The organism is Erythrobacter sp. R86502, assembly GCF_042466465.1.
Lineage (GTDB): Bacteria > Pseudomonadota > Alphaproteobacteria > Sphingomonadales > Sphingomonadaceae > Erythrobacter.
Genome location: NZ_JAXHCJ010000001.1, coordinates 586,570 through 606,248, shown reverse-complemented (window position 1 = coordinate 606,248; position 19,679 = coordinate 586,570). Strand labels below are relative to the sequence as shown.

Genomic DNA, 19,679 nt, shown 5'->3' with positions numbered 1-19,679 from the left:
CTCGCTCGCACTGAGCGGGGGGCCATCCTTCCTCCTCCCCCGGAGTCCCCACCATGGGCAACGAACCGCAGAATTTCATCCCCGCCTTCGCCGATCAGGAAGGCCCGCAGCCCGGCCCTTCGTGGGCCAAGCGCGGCTGGCTCGACACGCTGGCCGACAGCGCGTCCGATCTGGTCGCGGCGATGGACCCGACCGAGATGAAGCTTGCGGTGAAGCAGGCGGCCAAGGACGCGGGCAAGCCTGCCGATCCCAAGTCGGTTGAAAAGGCAGCAGCGCTGTCGATCGCAGCGATGACACTGGTGCGGCTCTACCGGGTCCGCGGGCACATGGCAGCCCAGCTCGATCCGTTGGGCCTCAGCAAGCGCGAAGGCCCCGAAGATCTGACGCTGGCGTGGCACGGCCTTGCGGGCAAGGAACAGGAGGAGGTCTATGTCGGCGGCGTGCTCGGCATGGAATGGACCACGGTGGGCAAGCTGCACGATCGGCTGTGCGAGGTCTATTGCGGCAAGGTCGGCCTTGAATACATGCACATCGCCGACACCGATGAACGGCGCTTCCTGCAGGAAAAGTTCGAAAGCCCCGGCGACACGATCCAGTTCACGCCCGAAGGCAAGAAAGCGATCCTCGCCGCGGTGCTGCGCGGCGAGCAATACGAAGAGTTTCTCGCCAAGAAGTATGTCGGCACCAAGCGGTTCGGCCTTGATGGCGGGGAATCGATGATCCCGGCGCTTGAAGCCGTTATCAAGCACGGCGGCAGCGCAGGCGTCCGCGAGATTATCTACGGCATGGCCCACCGCGGGCGTTTGAACGTGCTCGCTAACGTGATGGCGAAACCCTACCGCGTGATCTTCCACGAATTTTCAGGCGGCAGCGCCAATCCCGATGATGTCGGCGGTTCGGGCGACGTGAAGTATCACCTCGGCACCTCGACCGACCGCGAGTTCGACGGCATCTCAGTGCACATGAGCCTCGTGCCCAACCCTTCGCACCTTGAAGCGGTCAACCCCGTGGTGCTGGGCAAGGCCCGCGCGCAGCAGGCGATCCGTGACGATCTGGCCAAGAAAGCGCAGGTTCTCCCCGTGCTGATCCACGGTGACGCCGCCTTTGCTGGTCAGGGCGTGGTGTGGGAAAGCCTTTCGCTGTCAGGCGTGCCGGGATACGATACCGGCGGCTGCATCCACTTTATCATCAACAACCAGATCGGCTTTACCACTTCGCCCAAGTTTGCACGGTCTTCTCCCTATCCCAGCGATGTCGCCAAGGGCGTGATGGCGCCGATCCTGCACGTCAACGGCGACGACCCCGAAGCCGTGACCTTCGCATGCAAGCTCGCGGTCGAATACCGCCAGACCTTCCACCGCGACGTGGTGATCGACATGTGGTGCTACCGCCGCTTCGGCCACAACGAAGGTGACGAGCCCAAGTTCACCCAGCCGCTGATGTACGACAAGATTCGCGCCCACCCCAAGGTCAGCGTGGCTTATGAAGGCCGCCTGATCGGCGAAGGCGTGATCGAAGCGGGCACGCGCGAACGCATGGCTAGCGAATTTGTCGCGCTGCTCGAAGGAGAGTTCGAAGCGGGCAAGAACTACAAGCCCAACGAAGCCGATTGGTTCGGCGGGCGCTGGAGCGGTCTGAACAAGCCCGCTGACCCCGAAACGGCACGCCGCTCGGTCGAAACCGCGATCGAACCCAAGATGCTCGATTCGCTCGGCCGGGTGCTGACCGAAGTTCCGTCCGATCTGGACGTTCACAAGACGCTGGACCGCGTGCTTTCGGCCAAGCGTGAAATGTTTGCCGCTGGCGACGGCTTTGATTGGGCCACTGCCGAAGCGCTCGCGTTCGGCAGTCTGGTGATGGAAGGTTATTCGGTGCGGTTGTCGGGCCAGGATTCGGGCCGCGGCACCTTCTCGCAGCGCCACGCCGTCTGGGTCGATCAGAAGTCCGAACGCAAATACGTGCCGCTCAGCACGCTGCCGCATGGCAAGTTCGAAGTGCATGATTCCACGCTGTCGGAATATGGCGTGCTCGGTTTCGAATATGGTTTTGCCATGGCCGATCCGCGCAGCCTGGTGCTGTGGGAAGCGCAGTTTGGTGACTTTGCCAACGGCGCGCAGATCATGATCGATCAGTTCATTGCGTCAGGCGAAAGCAAGTGGCTGCGTGCCAATGGCCTCGTGATGCTGTTGCCGCACGGGTACGAAGGCCAAGGGCCTGAGCACTCCTCAGCGCGGCTTGAACGCTTCCTGCAGCTGTGCGCTGACGACAACATGTGCGTGTGCAATATCACCAGCCCCGCCAACTACTTCCATGTGCTGCGCCGCCAGATGCTGCGCAGCTTCCGCAAGCCGCTTGTCATCATGAGCCCCAAGTCGCTGCTGCGCCACCCGATGGCCAAGAGCAGCCGCGAAGAGTTTCAGGGTGATCGGCAGTTCAGGCGGATCATGTCCGACACGAAGCACATCGCGGACGACAAAATCCGCCGTCTGGTGCTGTGTTCGGGCAAGGTCGCCTATGACCTGATCGAAGCACGCGATGCGGCAGGGCAGGATGATGTCTCGATCGTCCGTATCGAACAGCTGTTCCCCTTCCCCGGCGATCCGCTGGCGGTGCGTTTGCAGCGCATGACCGGCCTTCAGGAGGTGGTGTGGTGCCAGGAAGAACCGCGCAACAATGGCGCATGGTTCTTTGTGAACGAACGGATTGAGGAATCGCTCACCGCTTCGGGGCACACCGGTATGCGTCCGGTCTTCGCGGGCCGTGATGCCGCAGCCTCGCCCGCGACCGGGCTCGCCAGTCGTCACAAATCGCAGCAGGAAGCGCTGATCGCAGCCGCGCTTGGGCTTTGATCCGCTCCCTTCACACCCGTTAGAAGCAAGTTTCAGGAACCCTCCCCGATGGCCACCGAAATCACAGTCCCCGCTCTGGGCGAATCCGTTACCGAAGGCACGATTGCCGAATGGCTGAAGCAGCCGGGCGAAGCGGTCGCCGCGGACGAGCCGATCTGCAGCCTCGAAACCGACAAGGTTGCGGTTGATGTGCCGTCGCCCGTCGCAGGCGTTATGTCCGAACACCGCGTGGCGGTGGGTGACACGGTCGAAGTGGGGGCAGTGATCGCGGTGATCGAAGAAGGCGCAGCCGCGGCCACTGCGGCTCCTGCTGTCGCGGCCAAGGCCGATACCCCTGCCCCCTCAACCTCGGAAGACCTCCCCGGTGCAGCCCAGACCATGTCGCCGGCCGTGCGCCGCGCAGTGCTGGAACACGGCGTCGACCCTTCGACCATCAAAGGCACAGGCAAGGATGGCCGCCTGACCAAGGAAGACGTGCTGGCCGCAGCCGAAGCCAAGAAGTCGGGCTCTGCCGCATCGGCGCCTACGGCTGCTGCAGCGCCGTCAGCCGCTCCGGCGTCGTCGGACGGAGAGCGCGGTGAAGAACGCGTCAAGATGACCCGGATGCGCCAGACCATCGCCAAGCGGTTGAAGAGCGCGCAAGATAACGCAGCCCTGCTGACCACCTTCAACGATTGCGACATGACCGCGGTCATGGAGGCGCGTGACAAGTACAAGGACCTGTTCGCCAAGAAGCACGACATCCGCCTCGGCTTCATGGGCTTCTTCGCCAAGGCCGCCTGTCTTGCGCTGAAGGACGTGCCGAGCGTCAACGCGTATATCGAGGGCGATGAGATCGTCTATCACGACTATGTCGACATTTCGGTTGCGGTGTCAGCCCCCAATGGCCTTGTCGTTCCCGTCATCCGCGATGCCGACAAGAAGGGCTTTGCCCGGATCGAGCAGGACATCGCCGATTTCGGCAAGCGCGCCAAGGACGGCACGCTGAAGATGGAAGACATGACTGGCGGCACGTTCACCATCTCGAACGGCGGCGTATTCGGTTCGCTGATGTCGACCCCGATCATCAACCCGCCGCAGTCGGCCGTGCTGGGTCTCCACCGCATCGAAGACCGCCCGGTTGTGCGGGGCGGTGAGATCGTGATCCGCCCGATGATGTATCTGGCGCTGTCCTATGACCACCGCCTGATCGACGGGCGTGAAGCTGTGACTGCATTGAAGATCATCAAGGAAGCGATCGAAGATCCCACCCGGATGCTGATCGACCTTTAATCCCATGACCGTTCGGGCTGAGCCTGTCGCAGCCCTGCTCTTTCTTTTGGAGCGACGGACCCCAAGTGAAGTGCAGCCCTTCGACAAGCTCAGGGCGAACGGAGTTGGAAATGGCTGAATACGATTACGATGTCCTCATCATTGGTGCTGGCCCGGGCGGTTATGTTGCCGCGATCCGCGCAGCGCAGCTGGGGTTGAAGACCGCTTGCGTCGAAAGCCGCGAGACGCTTGGCGGCACCTGCCTCAATGTCGGGTGCATTCCGTCCAAGGCGCTGCTGCACGGCTCGGAACTGTTCGACGAAGCGCGCAACGGTCATTTCGCCACCTGGGGCATCACCGCCACCCCGACGCTCGATCTGGGCCGGATGATGCAGGAAAAGACCAAGGCGGTGGGCGAGCTCACCGGCGGCATCGAATTCCTGTTCAAGAAAAACAAGGTCACTTGGCTGAAGGGCCATGCCGCCTTCGAAGATGCGCACACTGTCATGGTCGCTGGCGAAAAGGTCACTGCCAAGGACATCGTGATTGCCACCGGTTCATCGGTTACCCCCCTCCCCGGCGTCGCGGTCGACAACGCGGGCAAGCGCATCGTCGACAGCACCGGCGCGCTTGATCTGGACGAAGTGCCCGAACATCTCGTGGTGATCGGCGGCGGCGTGATCGGCTTGGAACTTGGCTCTGTGTGGCGGCGTCTGGGTGCCAAGGTCACGGTGGTCGAATTCCTCGACCAGCTGCTCCCCGGCATGGACGGCGAAGTGCGCAAGGAAGCGGGCAAGATCTTCAAGAAGCAGGGCATGGAAATGATGCTCGGCCACAAGGTCACAGGCGCGAGCATTGACGGCAATACAGTCACCCTGACGATCGAGCCCGCCGCCGGCGGCGACGCGAAGACCGTCACCGCCAGCCATGTGCTCGTCTCGATCGGGCGCCGTCCCAACACCGATGGCCTCGCGCTTGAGAAGGCGGGGCTATCCACCAACGGACGCGGGCAAGTGGAAATCGATCATGATTTCCGCACATCAGTGCCCAACATCTGGGGCATCGGCGACGTGGTCCCCGGCCCGATGCTCGCCCACAAGGCCGAGGATGAAGGCATTGCCGTGGCCGAAAACATCGCTGGTCAGACCGGCATTGTGAACCACGATGTCATCCCCAATGTTGTCTACACCGCGCCCGAAATCGCGGGCGTGGGGATCACCGAAGAACAGGCCAAGGAACGCGGTCTGGATGTCAAGATCGGCAAGTTCCCGATGATGGCCAACAGCCGCGCCAAGGCCAACCGTGACACCGACGGCTTCGTCAAGGTGATTGCCGATGCAACCACTGACCGCGTCGTGGGTGTGTGGATGATCAACAGCCTTGCGGGAACGATGATCGCTCAGGCCGCGCAGGCCATGGAATTCGGCGCGACGTCGGAAGATATCGCATACACCTGCCACGCCCACCCCACCCACGCTGAAGCCTTCAAGGAAGCGGCGATGGCGGTGACGGGCAAGCCGATCCACATGTAAGCGGCACAAGGGTGAGCGCGCAGGCCTTTTATCGCTCGCGGCTCACCCTGGCCCTCGCCCTGCCGTCATTCGGCGGCTTGGCATACCTTTACGTCCTTGGAGCGCCTGCTCGGGCGATCGCGTTCAACACGTGCGCATAGGTTGCGGGCTTGGTTTGAATAGCAATCGGGCGCTTGCCTTCCTCAGACCAATTTCGGTTGGTTATTGCCGGGTGTGCAGCCACGGTATTGTTTCTTCCCGTGTGTGCTGACCTTCGATGCAGGTACGCTGGCGCCGCAGCAGTTTACCGAAGGGGTGCTGACCCATGCTGCTGCGACATCCTATCTGGCCGCAACCGCTTTGGCTGCGTCGCTTTTCATTGCACCACTGATCCTGCTGCCGATGCACGACGAGACATGCGCTCTCGCGGCGCTGCTTGTAGCTCTTGGCGCGATGGCGGTGATCGCGCCCTTCCCCTACCCGCTGATCGGTTACGGCGCGGCGCCAATCATTGGCTTTGGTCTGGCATTCGGAGCAACGCGGCAGAGGGCTGGAAATCGCAACGGCAATCTGGCAACGGCCTGACCCTGTAGGAATTCGGGGCAGTTAAGGGGGCGCAGATGCAGGCGGTTCGCCAAACCATGTTCATGTTGAAAGCGGCAAGCCTGTTGCTTTTAGCGGGGTGCAGCGCAGGCGAAGACGCTGTTTCCACCGCACCGCCGCGCGCGACGGACCCGATTGTCTTTCCGCAGAAACCATCGCACGTCGCAGTCGATCTCAGGGTCGATCTAGCCCAGCTCGAACGTGCGCTTGAACGGGAACTGCCGCGCGAGTTGTGGACGATCGATCGACCGGGCAGCGAATGCGTTGCCTCCAAAAAGATCGATCTGGCGCTGTTCAAGGTCAAATCGCCCAAGATCGAATGTCGCATCACGGGCCGAGTGACCCGCGGCAATCTTCGCGTCAGCGGCAATGGGCAGGCGCTGGTTGTTACCCTGCCGGTGTCCGGGACGCTCGCCGCCCGCGATGTCGCCGGGATATTCAAGGGCGAAACCGGCACAGGCTCTGCCGAAGTAACGCTGCGGCTCAGGCTCGATCTCAACAGCAAGTGGCAACTCGTCAGCGATACCAGGCTGGATTACCGCTGGACACGCGAACCGGGGATCGATTTTCTGGGGCAGCGCATCACCTTCACCAGCGAGGCCGACCGTGAGCTTCGTCCCGTCAAACGCGATGTGGAGCGCATTGTTAATCGTGAACTCGCCAGCCTGCCGGTAAAGGCCACTGCGCAGGATGGGTGGCGCGATGCGCATGATGTCTTCAAACTGAATGGAAAGAACCCCGTCGTCTGGGGACGCCTTACACCCCGGCAGTTCCGGTTTGGGGGTTATGCGGTCAATGGACGCACGTTGACCTTGCGACTAGGGCTTGATGCCATGTTCGAAAGCTTCGTCGGGATGAAACCCGAGGTCGCAAAAGTCGGCCCGCTTCCTCCCTTGGCTCGCCGCGACAAACAGCAAAACCGTTCGATCCTGCATATTCCGGTAATCGCCGATTATGACGTGCTGGAACCGGTCATATCCAAGGCCTTGGCCAAGCGATCGCAGCGGCCGTTCCAGATTGCCGATTACGGTCAGGTCACGGCACGCTTCGGCGACATCACCGTATACGGGACGGATGAAGGGCGCATTGCGATTGGCGGGCGCTTTTCCGCTGCATCGGACCTGCCGGTGGTGGAATCGGCCAAAGGCACAATCTGGCTGACAGCGCGCCCGGCCAACGCGCCGGGGTCGCGTGCAGTCCGGTTTGAAGACGTTCAGGTTGCAGGCGATGTCGATATCGTCGGGGAAGCATTCCTGTTCGCGCTGGCCAATTCGACCGACTTTCAGGACACCATTACCGATGCGCTGGCCCAGAATTTCGAGCGTGACTTTATGTCGCTGCGCACCAAGATCGACCGCGCGCTGGCCAAGCGATCAAACCGACTGACCGATTACAGTATCACGATCGAGCAGGTGGAGACGGGCGTTATTACGGCACATGGCGCGGGACTTTATCTTCCCGTCGACGTAACAGCGCAGATCAATGCGCGGCTGCGACGTCTGAATTGAACAGGCAAATAGCGCGGTGGGCTTTCGCAGGGCCTGCATGCTCGGTAGACCCGCGGCCATAATTGGGGGAACACGCATGGCCTATCCGCAGCTTACAGACAAAGCTGGCGTACTAGAAACCGCTGCGGCCATTCGTACGGGCAAAATCAGCGTCTTAGAAGCGGTTGATGCCGCTATCACGCGGGCCGGGCGACTGGACGGTGAGATCGATGCGCTGGCCGTGCCTGATTTTGAAAGAGCTTGCGAAACTGCCCGGTCGATGGATGGCGCGCCGCGCACCAAGAACCAGCCGCTGTTCGGCGTGCCGATGACAGTCAAGGAAAGCTTTGATGTGGCCGGGCTCCCCACTACGTTCGGCCATTCGCGATTCCGCCATGACAGCGCGCCCCGCGATGCGGTGCTGGTGAGCAGGCTCAAGGCGGCCGGTGCAATTATCATTGGGAAAACCAATGTCCCGGTGGATCTTACTGATTGGCAGAGCTTCAACCCGGTCTATGGCCGCACAGCAAACCCCCATGATCCGGCCCGTTCGCCGGGCGGCTCGTCCGGTGGCAGTGCCGCAGCGGTGGCAAGCGGCATCGTACCAGGCGAATACGGCACCGACATCGGGGGATCGGTGCGGGTGCCGGCGCATTTCTGCGGCGTGTGGGGCCACAAGACAACCTGGGGTCTTGTCCCCAAGCACGGCCATGACTTTCCTGCGCAGTCACGCCAGCGCGGCTTTCTTGCCGCGCATGACAGTCCGCTATCCGTCGCAGGCCCGCTGGCGCGCAACGCACCCGATCTGGCGATTTTGACCGAAGTCGCCGCAGAGCTTCCCCTGCGGCACAGGTCCAAGCCGTTGCAGGAATGCCGTCTGCTGGCGATTACCACGCTTCCCAAGGCGCCTGTCGATGCAAGCGTCATCGAGCCGACCGAAGCTGCGCTGGATACCTTGGCCCGCGCCGGTGTCAGAATTGATCGATCCAGCGATCTTCTACCCGATCAGGCGTCACAGCATCGTCATTATCTCAAGATGATGAATGTGGTGATGGCACGCGGAGCGCCCGCGCCCGATGGCAGGCAGGCCAGCGCATCCGACTGGTTCGACCTGCTCGATGCGCAGGCCAGTTTCATGACACAGTGGGAGGCGTTGTTCGCCGCCTATGACTTTGTGCTGGCACCGCCAGCCCCGGTGCTTGCCGTGCCGCATTCCGAAAAAGCAGTGTTTCGCGGAACGCTCACAATCAACGGAGCGCAAGAACCGGGCGGGAACGCCCTTGCCTGGGCGGGTCTGGCGACATTCCCCGGGCTACCTGCCACGGTGCTGCCCATTGGCAGCGGTGTCTATCTCGGCAGCACGCTTCCGTGCGGGATGCAAGTGATCGGGCCACGCTGGAGCGATCTGGACTGTATCGCCGCCGCCGAAGCGATCGGGAATATCTTGCACCGCTGAACACGCTTGGTCATGGGGCGCAGCATGACGAATTTCTCGATGCGCAAACTGGCCCGGTGGCACGTCTGGCTGGGCTGGCTGGTCGGTGTGCCCATTGTGATGTGGCTGGCCACAGGCCTGCTGATGGTATCGCGCCCCATCGAAGACGTGCGCGGCGAATACCTGCGCCGCGCCACGGCGCAGGCTGCACTGGTTCTGCCGGGCAGCGCGCTGGCCAACCCCGCATCGCCCCTTGCCGAAATACGCGTTCAGATGCAGCAGGGCCGCGCCGTGGCGATCCTGACCGGGATCGATGGCACCGTGAGCCGGGTCGATTTTGCCTCCGGCGCCAGCCTTCCTCCGCTGACTGCCGAGGATGCGTTAAGGCTGGTCGCGCAGGACATCGTGGGCGGTGATGCGGTAGAGCGCGTCACGCTGTTTCCTGCCGACCGGACGCCTTACGATTTTCGCCGCCCTTTGGCAGTCTGGCAGGTTGCGCTGGCGGATGGCACCAACATCTATGTCGGCCGTGATACGGGCGCAATCGAGGCGGTTCGCACCCGCTGGTGGCGCGTCTTTGATACGGCGTGGGGCCTGCACATCATGGATCTGTCCGAACGGGTGGATACCAGTCATCCGCTGCTAATCCTGTTTGCAGCACTATCGCTGACCGGCGCGGTGATCGGCTGCATTCTCATGTTCGCACGCCGGGGCTGGCGCTCCCCGCGCACCGAGGCATGAACGCTGTATGACACCGACAGTTCTCACCCCCATCCTCGACTGGCTCGACATCGCAGGGATCGCCGTTTTCGCGCTGTCCGGGGCGGTGCTGGCAGCGCGTCTGAAGCAGACCTTCGTCACAATGGCATTCTTTGCCTTGGTGACGGGTGTAGGCGGGGGAACCGTGCGCGATCTGCTGATCCGCGCGCCGGTGTTCTGGATCGATGATCCGACGGTGGCTGCCGTGTGCCTTGGCACCGCGCTTATCGCATGGTTCACACCGATCCGGTGGTGGGAAGGAAAAGGCTTCGACTATGCCGATGGCGCGGGCCTTGCCGCCTATGCGGTCATCGGGAGCGCAAAGGCGCTGGCTTACGGTATCCCGCCGATCCCGGCAGCGCTGATGGGGGTCATCACCGGATGCGTCGGCGGGATCATCCGCGATGTGGTGGCAGGGCGTCCATCGATCATCATGAGCCCTGAGCTCTATGTGACCCCCGCTGCGCTGTCTGCCGTGCTGACAGTCGGCGGCATGTCGGCCGCACGGCTGATGGGAATCAGTCACCAATGGGCCTGGGGGCTGGCGTTCATCTGCGGCTTTGCCCTACGATCCGCCGCGATCCGGTGGGAATGGGGACTGCCAAGTTATGGCGAGAGGGGGCGCGACCATGCACCCCCTCCCCGCTGATCCGCTTTACAAACGGTTGTCGATTGTCTCGGGGATGGGTTCGCCCGGTATCGGCCCACCCGGATAGGCAGGCATTGCCGAGGTCGCGGGGGGAGCTTCGTCCGAACGGACAACCTGCATCCGCGCTTCCTGCACTGCAATGTCCGGCCGCACCTCGCCGCCAACCGCAGTGCGGGCGGCGGTGTAACGCTGATCATCCCACTGCCCTGCCCCGCGAGGCAACGGCTCGCCGCGATCCTGCACCGCTGAATAGCCGACATCGGCAAAACCATCGCCGTAATCGATCGTGTCGATCTGTCCGCTGTTGCCGATCCGGCATTGGAACGGCACACCATTAAACAGCACGCCGCCGACCTGCCAGCCTGCACCGGTGCGATCGACTGAGTCCACGGTATCGACCCGGACATCGCGTTCGATCCGTTCAAGGCACTGGTTGACTGCAGCATCAAGACCCGATGAACCGGTGCCAGTGGATGAAGCCCTGCGATCATCGAACCGCCTGTCATCGTAGCGGCGGCTGTCATCACGCCAATCCGGAGCGCGCACTCTGCGATCCACGACCACGACATCACGATCGCGCTCACGGCGATTGTTCGAACTTATAATAGCCGCCACGCCGCCGATGATCGCAGCACCAAGAAGGACGTCGCCTGCCCCCACCCGGTTGCGTCGCCATCCGCGATGGCCGCCCCACCCGCAGTTCCATCGGCACCTGCGCCAATCCGCGGTAGAATTGACCGAGTTGTACCGGCTAAAATCCCAACCAGCAAAAGGTGTAGCCGCCACCAATGGAACCGCTGGTACGGGCGCGGCAACCACGGGGGCTGCCAATATGGTGGTGCCAACAAGCGCGCCGGCCAGCCCGGCCGCGCGGAAAATAAGAGCCATTCGCCCTCTCCTGTTTGAATGCGGGCGACCACCAACCGCCCCGAAGTTTACAGGTCTAAACGCAGCAGGCTTGCGGCAGGCTGAACCGCAAGCAGCCCGCAAAAAGCCGCCCCGCTCCTGCCGGATGGCAGAGCGGAGCGGAGCGGAATGGGCCATCATGTACAGGGCAAAGCGTCAGCGCAGCCCGCGAATGCCGCTGAAATCGATCTGCGGCCTGCCGCGACCATCAAGGTGGCATGTGAAGTTGCCGCGATCATTGCGGGTGTTCCAACCACCGCCAACATCCATGCGTCCTTTCACCCGAAAGCCGTAACGGGTGCGATCGACGTCGCGAACATCAATGACGTCGGCGTAGCGATAACCGCCAAAGCGTCGTGCCTGATTTTCAGCCGCTCGCACGCACATTTCCACGGCTCTGCGGGGGTTGCCGAACCCGCCACGGTCGAACCGATCGCCGCGGAAGTTGCGGTCACGATAATCGTAGCGGCGATCGTTACGATCGTTGTCGAAAGCGCCCGCCAAAGCCGCGATACCGCCAATCACCACCGCGCCAGCTATGATTTCGCCTGCGCCGATACCGCGATCATCGCGATCACGCGCCTGAGCCGGGGTCACAGAAGCTGCGGTCAGGGCGGTAGCAGCGACCGCGCCAAGCACAAGCCGGGCCGATTTGCCGGTGGCCAGTCGGTTGGTCATGGTGGTCATCAGAAGTATCCTCGTCTGGCACCGCGTGCCTGATTGCTTGCGGTGTCGAGAATGCTTTTGCCTGATTCGCGCTGTGTCGAAGCTGAATTGCCATGGCAGGTTCTGTTAATAATAAAACGGTCTTTTGTGAACGTAGCTGAGCTGGCTATTCGGTCAGAAGGCTCGCCAGCACATCCCGTGTGAACGCAGCTATATTGAAACTGCTACCAGCGGGATCTTCGCCTCGACGCACAATCACCACCTGCCGCGAAGGCACGATCACGACATATTGCCCACGGTTGCCAATCGCCGCGAAGGTATCAGGCGGCACGCCTTCCTCTTTATTCAGCAACCAGAACCCGGCCCCATAACCGAACGTGCCGGTGGCAGGCTGCGGACCGCTGGGGGTGGTGACATACTTTACCCAACCTTCCGGCAAGACGCGCTCGCCTGAGGGTAGCACGCCGTCGTTCAGATAAAGCTGGCCAAATGCGGCAAGGTCGTCAGCGGTGCTCCACACCTGCGAGGAGAGGACATAGCTCCCCTGCCAGTCAGTTTCAGCCACGGTGTGGTTCATTCCGAGCTTGGCAAACATTCCCGTAGGCGGGTGCGCGGCGAAGGTCTTTCTGATCGCAGCGACAGCAGCGAGTGTGTCATTGTTGGCGTAACGGTAAGTGCTCCCCGGTGGGCTGATGAGCGGCCAGTCGAGCGCGACCTCATCAACCGTGGCACCGCCATAGTAAAGGGGATCAGTTCGGTTGCCGGGCGTGTCCGAATAGCGGCCAGACGCCATGCGCAGGAGATGGTCGATGGTTATAGCACGGCGCGGATCGGCCTCGGAGAGTCCGAGGCCCGCTGAAGCATTGACGTCCGCGTTACCGCGATAGACCGACGCGCCGATAAGCGTCGCCGCGATGCTTTTTGCAACCGAGAACGTGCGCTGTGGTGTGCTCCATCCAAAATCGGTGGCATACCCATCGGCGAGTGTCGTCCCGTCTGACTGGATCAGAATGCGGGTCGTCCTTGCGCCCTTCCCGTAGTCATCAGCATCCAAAGCCCTTTCCACAGCCGCGGCGAGTTTGGGTCCGGCTCGCCCCTCGGGCAACACGGGTTCATCATTCGGTGAGAGAATCTTCAAGGCCATTTCATGGGCAGGCTGCGCGTGCGGGTCAGAGCCATTGTGTGCGCCAATGGGCAAGATCGAGCAGCCAGTTTCCGGTCGCTGATAGGCAGCGATGCGGGCGGGCATATCCTCGGCCCAATCTACAGCGACATGGGCAATCTGACCGCCGGGACGGCGCACGATCTCGAAGGGGAGACTGGCAACCAGCCCATCGAGCGGCGCCTGTATGCCAGTCAACTCCCACGCCTCAACGCTCTCCGGGGTGCGGGTGGTGCCGTTGCGCTCGGCAATCGCGATGGCGCTGCACAGCACCAGCGCCTTGTATCCTGCAGCCAGCGCGCGGTCGTGCCTCGCATCGAGCAGTTCTTGCTGGCTCTGAGCAGATAGCGGCACCGCAAGGGCAAGTGCAGCGATCGCAGCGGCAAGGGTTGTGGTTCTCATCCCCTGGTCATGCCACGCCCTGAGCAAAAGGAAAGGGCCGGAAGCATCGCTGCCCCGGCCCTTCTTCTAACTGTGCGAAGCGCGCTTTACGCGTCTTCGTATTCTTCTTCCGACTGCACCGGGCCGCTGTCCTGACCGCGGGCGGCTTCGTCGCGGTCAACCAGTTCGATGATCGCCATCTGAACGGCGTCACCAGCGCGCACGCCAGCGCGCAGAACGCGGGTGTATCCGCCTTCGCGATCCGCATAACGCTCAGCCAGGACCTCAAACAGCTTCTTCAGCTGCGCGTCGTCACCCAGACGGCTCATGGCGAGGCGACGGTTCGACAAACCGCCACGCTTGGCCAGTGTGATCAGCTTTTCGATGTAAGGACGCAGTTCCTTCGCCTTGGGCAGCGTGGTCTTAATCTGCTCGTGCTTGATGAGCGCGGCAGCCATGTTGCGGAACAGCGCATTGCGGTGGCCCGTCTTGCGGCCCAGCTTGCGGCCAGAAATACCATGACGCATTTTATCAGTCCTTCGTTCGTAAAGAGCCCGTTTCAGGTAGCTCAGTGCCGGTGGCCATCAGGGCCGCCACCATCACCCATCAAGGCAACCCCCCGCTTGCGCGGGAGGTCACGAATTCATCAGCCCAGCAGTTCCTGCTCAAGCTTCTTGGCCATCTCTTCGATGTTCTCGGGCGGCCAGCCCGGGATGTCCATCCCGAGACGCAGACCCATGCTGGAGAGCACTTCCTTGATCTCGTTGAGCGACTTGCGGCCGAAGTTCGGCGTGCGCAGCATCTCTGCTTCGGTCTTCTGGACCAGATCACCGATGTAGATGATGTTGTCGTTCTTGAGACAATTGGCCGAACGCACCGACAGTTCCAGCTCGTCCACCTTCTTTAGAAGGTAACGATTGAGCTGGTTGGCGTCGCTTTCTTCAGGCTGCGCGGCATGGCCGATCATCTGACCAACCGGCTGCGGGATGCCATCTTCGAAGTGGACGAACAGCGTCAACTGGTCCTGAAGAATGCGTGCAGCATAGGCCACGGCATCTTCGGGAGTGACGGTGCCATCAGTTTCGACGGTCAGCGACAGCTTGTCATAGTCAAGCTCCTGCCCGACACGGGCATTCTCGACCTTGTAGCTGACCTGACGGACCGGCGAATACAACGAGTCGACCGGGATCAGACCGATCGGCGCATCGGCCGGACGGTTCTGCACGGCGGGCGAATAGCCCTTCCCGACATCCGCGGTCAGCTCCATGTTGAGCGTTGCGCCGTCATCGAGCTGGCAGATCACCAGATCCTTGTTCATCACTTCGATATCACCGGTCACGGCAATATCGCCGGCCTTGACGGCCCCGGGGCCCGTCGCCGAAAGCTGAAGACGCTTGGGGCCTTCGCCCTCCATCTTCAATGCGATCTGCTTGACGTTAAGGACGATGTCGGTGACGTCTTCGCGCACGCCAGCCAGGCTGGAAAATTCGTGAAGCACGTTCTCGATCTTGATCGAGGTGATTGCTGCACCCTGAAGGCTCGACAGCAAAACCCGACGCAAGGCATTGCCCAGCGTCAGGCCAAAACCACGCTCAAGCGGTTCGGCGACGAATGTCACCTTGCGCTGACGATCGCCGCCGTCCTTGATTTCGAGGGTGTTGGGTTTCTTGAGTTCCTGCCAGTTCTTGGTGTTGACGGACATGGATTTCCCCTAATGCGCCTTGTGGGCGGTTCAAACTTGAGCGGGCCGGATACGTGGGCGCATGACATGCCGCATCAGACCCGATCGGATGGCGAAGACGCACCGCGCCTTCGCCATTCCGGCGGATCAGACGCGGCGACGCTTGGAGGGACGGACCCCGTTGTGCGGGATCGGCGTGACGTCGCGGATCGAGGTAATGTTGAAACCGACAGCTGCAAGACCCCGCAGCGCGCTTTCACGGCCCGACCCCGGACCCTTCACTTCGACTTCAAGCGTGCGGACACCGTGTTCGGCAGCCTTCTTGCCTGCGTCATCGGCGGCAACCTGTGCGGCATAGGGAGTCGACTTGCGGCTGCCCTTGAAGCCCATCATGCCGGCACTGGACCAGCTGATCGCATTGCCCTGCGCATCGGTGATGGTGATCATTGTGTTGTTGAAGCTGGCGTTGATGTGAGCAACACCGCTGCTGATATTCTTCTTGTCACGACGCCGAATACGGCCTGGTTCGCGTGCCATCGTTATCTGTCCTCTAGATCGTCAGAAGGAAAAAGCCTGCAGGGAAAGACCCTGAACGCTTACTTCTTCTTGCCCGCGATGGGCTTGGCCTTACCCTTGCGGGTACGGGCATTGGTGTGGGTGCGCTGGCCACGAACGGGGAGACCCGAACGGTGACGCAGGCCGCGATAGGCGCGAAGATCCATCAGACGCTTGATGTTCATCGCGGTGCCACGACGAAGGTCGCCTTCCACGGTGAAATCGGCATCGATGGTTTCACGGATACGCAGCACTTCCTCATCGGAGAGGTCCTGCACACGCGCAGAATGCGCGATACCCAGCTTGTCAGCGATCTGGACGGCGGTGGTACGACCAATACCATGAATGTAGGTCAACGCGATGATAACGCGCTTGTTGGTGGGGATATTTACCCCGGCAATACGAGCCACTTATTTCTCCATGCTCCACAGGGGAATTGACCACGGGGCCACCCCTATCTCAACGCTCAATTCATTCGTCACATCGCCTGCCGATCCGGTTCACCCGCAAGCGAACCCGTAAACGGCAAAAAGCCCGGTCGGCACGCGCAAGAGCGTAGCCTGCCGAACTTGCTTCGAACATGTCGAATGATGCGCGCGCTTAGGCTGATTCGAGCGGGGCGTCAACTGGTAGCGTGGGATAGACCGCCAAGCCACCAGTACCGGACGAACCAGCGTCACCCTGCCCTGCCCAAACTTTCTCCTGCAATCAGCGTCTAGGACTTGGGCTTGGGCTCGTCTGCCAGATCACCAAAGGCGTCATCAACTGACGCCGGCTTCACCGCGGAGCTGTCGGCAGCCTTGGCCGCGGGCGTCCCGGGGGAAGGAGGTGTCGATGCGGGGGCCACGGTTTCGCGATTGTCCTTGGCAGCGGCAACAACCCTGAGCGGTTTGGCAAGCGCGGCAATCTGCGCGCCCATGACACCATCGACCGCCTTGGAAATCACCGGCACTTCATAACGCATCGCACCGCCGACATTGTACTCCCAAACGATGCGTGTGCCTTCGCTGACCTTTGTAAGCGCAATTGTCAGCACACCTGTTACCGGTTCGCTTTGCAAGGGGCCAAGACTGCCAATCATGCGCAGCGCGCTTTCGGGATAGGCTTGAACGATCCGCATGTGCTCGACACTGCCCTGTAGCGTAAACCGGCCCGGCTCATCCACTTCAGGGATCGTCTCGCAGAAACACCCGCCCGCTTGCGGAGTAAGCGTGAGGTTCTTGGCATCACCCGACCAGGTGTGCTCCGACGTCCACCAACCAGAGGGGGAAATCAGCGCCAGCCACACTTCTTTCGGGCTGGCTTCCACCATGACTTCGTGACGCGAGACGAAACTGATGTCGGTCGAACGAGTGACTTCCGCTGTGGCGGGCACCGACATGCCAAAGGCCGCAAGCCCGAGAAGTGCGCCGCAAATGCGTGAGCGTGGTGTCATGAATGCCCCCTTCTGCCAAATGCGCCAAGCCAGCCCGATGCAGGGCGCGACCTTCATGCGGCCGCTGTCAGCCCTTGAGGATCGCGTCGACTTCCTCTGCCACAGTATCGATCGCCGCCATGCCGTCGACCCGCGTTACGATGCCCCGCGCCTCATAGCCGGGAAGGATGGGCGCGGTCTTGGCGCGATATTCCTGCATCCGCATCCGCACCGTTTCTTCATTGTCGTCAGGTCGACGCTTGAACTCAGTGCTGCCGCAGATGTCGCATACGCCGTCTACCTTGGGCGGGTTCGCGGTCTCGTGGTACAGGGCCCCGCAATTGCCGCAGGAAAAACGTCCGGTGATGCGTTCGACCAGCGCGTCCTCGTTCACTTCGAGTTCGATGACGTGATCGAGCGTGCGGCCATTGCGCGCGAGGATGGCATCAAGGGCATCGGCCTGCGCCGCTGTACGCGGATAACCATCGAAGATCGCGCCGGTTGCAGGCGCCATCGAAGCCAGTTCGGCGTCGATAAGATCGGAGACGATCTCGTCCGAGACCAGTTCACCCCGCTCCATGACTTCCTTCGCTCGCATGCCAACCGGTGTGCCGGCCTTTACGGCGGCACGCAGCATGTCACCTGTCGAAAGCTGGCGCATGCCGTGCCGTTCGACAAGGCCAGCACTTTGTGTGCCTTTGCCTGCACCGGGAGGCCCAAGAAGAATGATATTCACGAACCGTCCCCCAATAACGCCGCGGAGCTTTGCCCGGCGTATTCTTTCAGACTAGCGGGTTCAACCAAGCGGGCATCTGCGTCAAGCCGACTGTCGTCGGATATCAGCGCATCCGCCCCTTGAGCTTGGCCTTTTTGATAAGATCACCATATTGCAGCGCCAGCAAATGCGACTGAATCTGGCTGATGGTGTCCACGGTCACGTTCACCACGATCAGCAGGCTGGTGCCGCCGAGGAACAGCGGAATCCCTGTCTGCGCGATCATGTATTCCGGAACCACACACACGATCGTGAGATAGAGCGCGCCAACCACCGTGATCCGCGTCAGAACATACTCAAGATAATCTGCGGTGCGCTTGCCCGGGCGGATCCCCGGGATCGAGCCACCATTCTTCTTGAGGTTGTCTGCCGTTTCCTCCGGGTTGAAGACCACCGCGGTGTAGAAGAAGCAGAAGAAGATGATGCCGATCGCGTAGAGGATCATATAAAGCGGCTGACCGTGCGCGAGGTACTGGTTCAGACCCTGAAGCACGGAATAGAACTGGCTGTCAGTATCCACCGACGTTCCGGCAAACTGTGTGATTGTCAGCGGCAGCAGAAGCAACGAGCTGGCAAAGATCGGAGGGATCACGCCCGCGGTGTTGATCTTGAGAGGCAGGTATGACCGTTCCGCCTGCATCATGCCGCGCTGCGTTGCGCGCTTCGGATACTGGATTGTCAGACGACGCTGTGCGCGTTCCATGAACGAGATCAGCAAGATCAGCGCCACCACCATCACAAGAAACGCAATGATAACCCAAGGCGCGATCGATCCAGTGCGGCCACCTTCAAACAGGTTTGAAGCAAAGCTCGGGAACTGGGCCACAATACCGGCCATAATGATAAGCGAAATGCCGTTGCCGATACCGCGACTTGTGATCTGTTCGCCCAACCACAGCAAAAACATCGTTCCGCCGACAAGGTTGATGACAGACACAACCCGGAACATTGGTCCGGGGTTAACAACCGCAGCCAATCCGTTCTGCGCTGCAAAGCTTTCAAGCCCCACGGCAATGGCATAGCCCTGGATCATGCACAGTAACACGGTGCCATAACGGGTGTACTGGTTCAGCTTCTGACGGCCGCTCGCGCCTTCCTTCTTCAACGCCGAGAGCGTTGGATGGAGCGCAGAAGCCATCTGAACGACGATGGACGCCGTGATGTAGGGCATGACGCCGAGCGCAATGAGACTCATGCGCTCAAGGCTGCCACCCGAAAAGGCGTTGAAAAGGTCGAGAATTCCGCCGCGGGTCTGCTGATACAGCTCGCTCAGAATCAGCGGGTTCACACCGGGCAACGGCACGAAGCTGAGGAAACGGAAGACAATCAGCGCACCGATGGTGAACCAGATGCGCTGCTTGAGCTCGGTCGCCTTGGCAAAATTGCCGAGGTTGAGATTGCTCGCGATATTATCGGCGCGTGAAGCCATGTCGTTTTGTCAGTCCTAGCTCTTGATCCGGTGCCGGTGGCTTACATGCAGCCACCCCGGACCATCCAATGCACGACTTTGCTGCAACAGCAGGCCCCGCATCAGGAAGGCCGCCCGGCGTGCGAGAGCGTAAATAGGGAGCGCGGGGGCACTTGTCGAACCCCCG

The 19,679-nt window shown here is 61.5% G+C and carries 18 protein-coding genes; 8 read left to right on the top strand and 10 right to left on the bottom strand.

The window, feature by feature from the left end:
• Positions 1-53 precede the first annotated feature (53 nt).
• The 8 genes from SJY33_RS02900 to SJY33_RS02865 all read left to right on the top strand — a co-directional run bounded on the left by SJY33_RS02900 (position 54) and on the right by SJY33_RS02865 (position 10,544).
• Positions 54-2,849 (top strand): 2-oxoglutarate dehydrogenase E1 component, encoded by a 2,796-nt coding sequence (locus SJY33_RS02900; protein ID WP_379921038.1) that lies wholly within the window; start codon positions 54-56, stop codon positions 2,847-2,849.
• 48 nt (positions 2,850-2,897) lie between these two features.
• On the top strand, positions 2,898-4,121 hold the full coding sequence (gene odhB, locus SJY33_RS02895) for a 2-oxoglutarate dehydrogenase complex dihydrolipoyllysine-residue succinyltransferase (RefSeq protein WP_379921037.1): 1,224 nt from the start codon (positions 2,898-2,900) through the stop codon (positions 4,119-4,121).
• A gap of 110 nt (positions 4,122-4,231) precedes the next feature.
• Positions 4,232-5,632: a dihydrolipoyl dehydrogenase gene (lpdA, locus tag SJY33_RS02890; RefSeq protein ID WP_379921035.1), complete on the top strand. Its 1,401-nt coding sequence runs from the start codon at positions 4,232-4,234 to the stop codon at positions 5,630-5,632.
• A 243-nt stretch (positions 5,633-5,875) separates the two neighbouring features.
• The gene (locus SJY33_RS02885) at positions 5,876-6,196 is read left to right on the top strand and encodes a hypothetical protein (protein WP_379921034.1); all 321 of its coding nucleotides are present in this window, start codon (positions 5,876-5,878) and stop codon (positions 6,194-6,196) included.
• A 35-nt stretch (positions 6,197-6,231) separates the two neighbouring features.
• Positions 6,232-7,722, top strand: a complete 1,491-nt coding sequence (locus SJY33_RS02880; RefSeq protein WP_379921032.1) for a DUF4403 family protein — start codon at positions 6,232-6,234, stop codon at positions 7,720-7,722.
• Between the two features lie 76 nt (positions 7,723-7,798).
• The gene (locus SJY33_RS02875; protein WP_379921031.1) at positions 7,799-9,157 is read left to right on the top strand and encodes an amidase family protein; all 1,359 of its coding nucleotides are present in this window, start codon (positions 7,799-7,801) and stop codon (positions 9,155-9,157) included.
• A 24-nt stretch (positions 9,158-9,181) separates the two neighbouring features.
• Complete coding sequence (locus SJY33_RS02870; protein WP_379921030.1) at positions 9,182-9,877, top strand: hypothetical protein; 696 nt, start codon at positions 9,182-9,184, stop codon at positions 9,875-9,877.
• A 7-nt stretch (positions 9,878-9,884) separates the two neighbouring features.
• Positions 9,885-10,544 carry a trimeric intracellular cation channel family protein gene (locus tag SJY33_RS02865; RefSeq protein ID WP_379921029.1) on the top strand — a complete coding sequence of 220 codons (660 nt, stop codon included), beginning with the start codon at positions 9,885-9,887 and terminating at the stop codon, positions 10,542-10,544.
• Positions 10,545-10,550: 6 nt separating this feature from the next.
• On the opposite strand, the gene SJY33_RS02860 is transcribed toward SJY33_RS02865, so the two are convergent.
• The 10 genes from SJY33_RS02860 to secY form a co-directional block, all read right to left on the bottom strand.
• On the bottom strand, positions 10,551-11,432 hold the full coding sequence (locus SJY33_RS02860; protein WP_379921028.1) for a hypothetical protein: 882 nt from the start codon (positions 11,430-11,432) through the stop codon (positions 10,551-10,553).
• A 174-nt stretch (positions 11,433-11,606) separates the two neighbouring features.
• A complete protein-coding gene (locus SJY33_RS02855) occupies positions 11,607-12,137 on the bottom strand; it encodes a hypothetical protein (protein ID WP_379921026.1) in 531 nt (176 codons plus the stop codon).
• 145 nt (positions 12,138-12,282) lie between these two features.
• Positions 12,283-13,680, bottom strand: coding sequence for a serine hydrolase domain-containing protein (locus SJY33_RS02850; RefSeq protein WP_379921025.1), 1,398 nt, complete (start codon positions 13,678-13,680; stop codon positions 12,283-12,285).
• Between the two features lie 86 nt (positions 13,681-13,766).
• Entirely contained in the window at positions 13,767-14,186 is a 420-nt protein-coding gene (rplQ, locus tag SJY33_RS02845; RefSeq protein WP_379921024.1) for a 50S ribosomal protein L17, read from the bottom strand.
• A gap of 119 nt (positions 14,187-14,305) precedes the next feature.
• Positions 14,306-15,361, bottom strand: coding sequence for a DNA-directed RNA polymerase subunit alpha (locus SJY33_RS02840; RefSeq protein ID WP_379921023.1), 1,056 nt, complete (start codon positions 15,359-15,361; stop codon positions 14,306-14,308).
• 126 nt (positions 15,362-15,487) lie between these two features.
• Positions 15,488-15,877 (bottom strand): 30S ribosomal protein S11, encoded by a 390-nt coding sequence (gene rpsK / locus SJY33_RS02835; RefSeq protein WP_068352863.1) that lies wholly within the window; start codon positions 15,875-15,877, stop codon positions 15,488-15,490.
• Positions 15,878-15,936: 59 nt separating this feature from the next.
• Positions 15,937-16,305, bottom strand: coding sequence for a 30S ribosomal protein S13 (rpsM, locus tag SJY33_RS02830; protein ID WP_379921022.1), 369 nt, complete (start codon positions 16,303-16,305; stop codon positions 15,937-15,939).
• Between the two features lie 305 nt (positions 16,306-16,610).
• Positions 16,611-17,330 (bottom strand): SRPBCC family protein, encoded by a 720-nt coding sequence (locus tag SJY33_RS02825; protein WP_379921020.1) that lies wholly within the window; start codon positions 17,328-17,330, stop codon positions 16,611-16,613.
• A gap of 67 nt (positions 17,331-17,397) precedes the next feature.
• Positions 17,398-18,045 (bottom strand): adenylate kinase, encoded by a 648-nt coding sequence (locus SJY33_RS02820; protein ID WP_379921019.1) that lies wholly within the window; start codon positions 18,043-18,045, stop codon positions 17,398-17,400.
• A gap of 103 nt (positions 18,046-18,148) precedes the next feature.
• The gene (gene secY, locus SJY33_RS02815; RefSeq protein ID WP_379921017.1) at positions 18,149-19,513 is read right to left on the bottom strand and encodes a preprotein translocase subunit SecY; all 1,365 of its coding nucleotides are present in this window, start codon (positions 19,511-19,513) and stop codon (positions 18,149-18,151) included.
• Positions 19,514-19,679: the final 166 nt, after the last annotated feature.